This window comes from uncultured Campylobacter sp., from assembly GCF_938045465.1.
In the GTDB taxonomy this organism is placed as follows: Bacteria; Campylobacterota; Campylobacteria; order Campylobacterales; family Campylobacteraceae; genus Campylobacter_B.
The window spans coordinates 1-2,675 of the sequence record NZ_CALIBF010000179.1; the positions used below are offsets into that span (position 1 = coordinate 1).

Consider the following 2,675-nt stretch of genomic DNA (forward strand, 5'->3'; position numbering starts at 1 on the left):
AGGAAAAAGACTGCGCACTATGGTTTGTCTAACCCGCATAATGGTGTCCATAATAGAGACAATGAAATGCTTCAGTGCCAATCATGTCACGCAGTGCATCATCCGCAAAAGCTAAATACTTGTATGTCTTGCCACCCGATAGACTGGAAAGTAGATAGCAGCTGGAAGATGTATCCGCCTAGCGAAAAATAATCTCCTACTTGACAAATCCGCCTCACTCGGGGCGGATTTATCTCCTCTGTAAATATAAATAGCTCAAGATAAGTTAAGCGGATTTTCTCTTATCAATTTTAGCAAAAAGCAATGGATCTCTCTTTTATATCTGTAGTTTAGTAGCTCAAATTTAAAACAATTTAGATATTTAATGCCGTCTATATATCGTTCGACTATTTCTTCAAAAATAGTAGGTATTTCTTCTTCTCGTATAACGTCTTTTAATATGAATATGTTGTTTATTCCTGAGGTGTCAATACTAAAACCTAATTCTTGAATGTTGTTGTCGTCCGCGTCCTTTAATTTATGCTGTTCGAGAAATAATTTTGAACCGGGAAGTGAATAAAAAAGAATTTCGGCGACATACTGTATGTAAAAAAAGTATTTTTTGAGCAATTCTTGACAATGAATCTAAATTTACTATTGGCGTAATTATCAAAACATAGTTTTAGTTCAAACTGAAACATATTTTAAAATATCGTCCAGATTTTTCACTATAAATTTTAAAATTACTTTATTAAGCCTTTTATACTTTAGCATTCTATTCTCGCTTTATCCCAAGCTTATCGCCAAAATTTTGTTTGATGTAGATATGTAAAATATCGATTGCGACGGGCGTTACGCCGCTGATCTCGCTCGCGGCAAACAGCGTCGGCGGCGCAAAGCGATTTAGCTTCTGCACGATCTCGTTGCTAAGCCCTCCGATCTTGCTAAAATCGATCTGCGGCGGGATCGCGACGCCAAGCAGCCCCTTCATCCTCTCAACTTCGGCGCGCTGCATCGCGATGTAGAAATGATACTTGCACTGCGTTAAAATTTCATCCAAAACCTCATCGCTAAAGCCCTCAAAATGCGGCGCTAGAGCAAGCAGACCCGCCTTTGAAAAGCCGCTTTGAGAAGCGATTTTTTGCAAGCTACAGCTTTGCGAAATGGGCTCTACGCTGATACTTTGCAGCAGGCTAAGCGTCTGTTTCGAAGGGGTAATCTGCGTTTTTAGCAAAAATTCCATTCCGCTTTCCACATCGAGCTTAAGCTTACGCGCCCTCTCGTAGCTCGCCTCGTCTAAAAGCCCGATCTCGCGGCCGTATTCGCTTAGGCGCAGCACGGCGTTGCCCTCGCGCAGCAGCAGGCGAAATTCCGCGCGCGAAGTAAACATTCGGTAAGGCTCGTTCGTGCCCTTGGTAACCAGATCGTCGATCAAAACCCCTATATACGCCTCATCCCTACGCAAAATCAGAGGCTGCCGCCCGCGCAAATCAAGCACGGCGTTGATGCCCGCCATCAGCCCCTGCGCCGCGGCCTCCTCGTAGCCGGTGGTGCCGTTGATCTGCCCTGCCAAAAACAGCCCGCGGATCTTTTTGGTCTCGAGGCTGTGTTTAAGCTCGGTAGGATCGATGAAATCGTACTCGATCGCATAGCCCGGGCGGACGATTTTAGCATTTTCAAAACCTTTGATCGTGCGCAAAAATGCAATCTGCACGTCGTAAGGAAGGCTCGTAGAAAGCCCGTTTACGTAATACTCCGTAGCCTCGCGCGTCTGCGGCTCGACGAAGACGTGGTGGCGGTCTCGATTTGGGAATTCATAAATTTTAGTCTCGATGCTCGGGCAGTAGCGCGGGCCCGTGCTTGAAATTTGCCCCGTAAACATCGGCGCGCGGGCGAAATTTTCGCGGATGATCTCGTGCGTGCGCTCGTTCGTATAAGCGATGAAGCAAGCAAGCTGCTTCGGCGCAAAATTCTTACTGCGAAAGCTGAAGGGGCGCGGATCCGCGTCGCCGTCTTGGCGCTCAAGCACGCTAAAATCGATCGTCTTAGCATCGATCCTTGGGCAGGTGCCGGTCTTTAGCCGCCCCATTTGCAGCCCCAGACTTCGCAGCGATTCGGCAAGCTCCACGCTCGCTAGCTCGCCCACGCGCCCCGCTTGCAGCTTGTTTTCGCCTACGTGAATTAGCCCGTTTAAAAAGGTGCCGGCGGTGATTATCAGATGCTCGGTCTCATAAACGTTGCCAAGATGGCTCTTAACGCCGCAAACGCTCGGAACGCCATCCTGCTCGCAGGTTAAAATTTCGCTCGCGATCTCTTGGCTTACATCCAGCCCCTGCGTGTTTAGCAGCAAATTTCGCATATAGATGCGGTATTCGTCCATATCGATCTGAGCGCGCGAGCCTCGCACGGCGGGGCCTTTGCTCTCGTTTAAAATTCTAAACTGCAGCCCGCACGTATCCGCTGCAAGCCCCATCTGACCGCCCAGCGCGTCGATCTCCTTTACCAGATGCCCCTTTGCAAGGCCGCCTATTGCGGGGTTACAGCTCGCAGCGCCGATCTGCTCGGCCAAGATCGTAATTAGCAGCGTCTTTGCGCCCATTTTTGCGGCGGCTAAGCTTGCCTCGATACCCGCGTGTCCGCCGCCCACAACGATAACGTCGTATTTCATTTTTTGCCTTTAAATTTAAAGCCGCAAT

The 2,675-nt window shown here is 48.5% G+C and carries 1 protein-coding gene; it reads right to left on the minus strand.

Features of this window, described 5'->3' with window-relative positions:
- Positions 1 to 754: 754 nt before the first annotated feature.
- Entirely contained in the window at positions 755 to 2,647 is a 1,893-nt protein-coding gene (gene mnmG, locus Q0413_RS08675) for a tRNA uridine-5-carboxymethylaminomethyl(34) synthesis enzyme MnmG (RefSeq protein WP_298988999.1), read from the minus strand.
- Between the last annotated feature and the right edge of the window lie 28 nt (positions 2,648 to 2,675).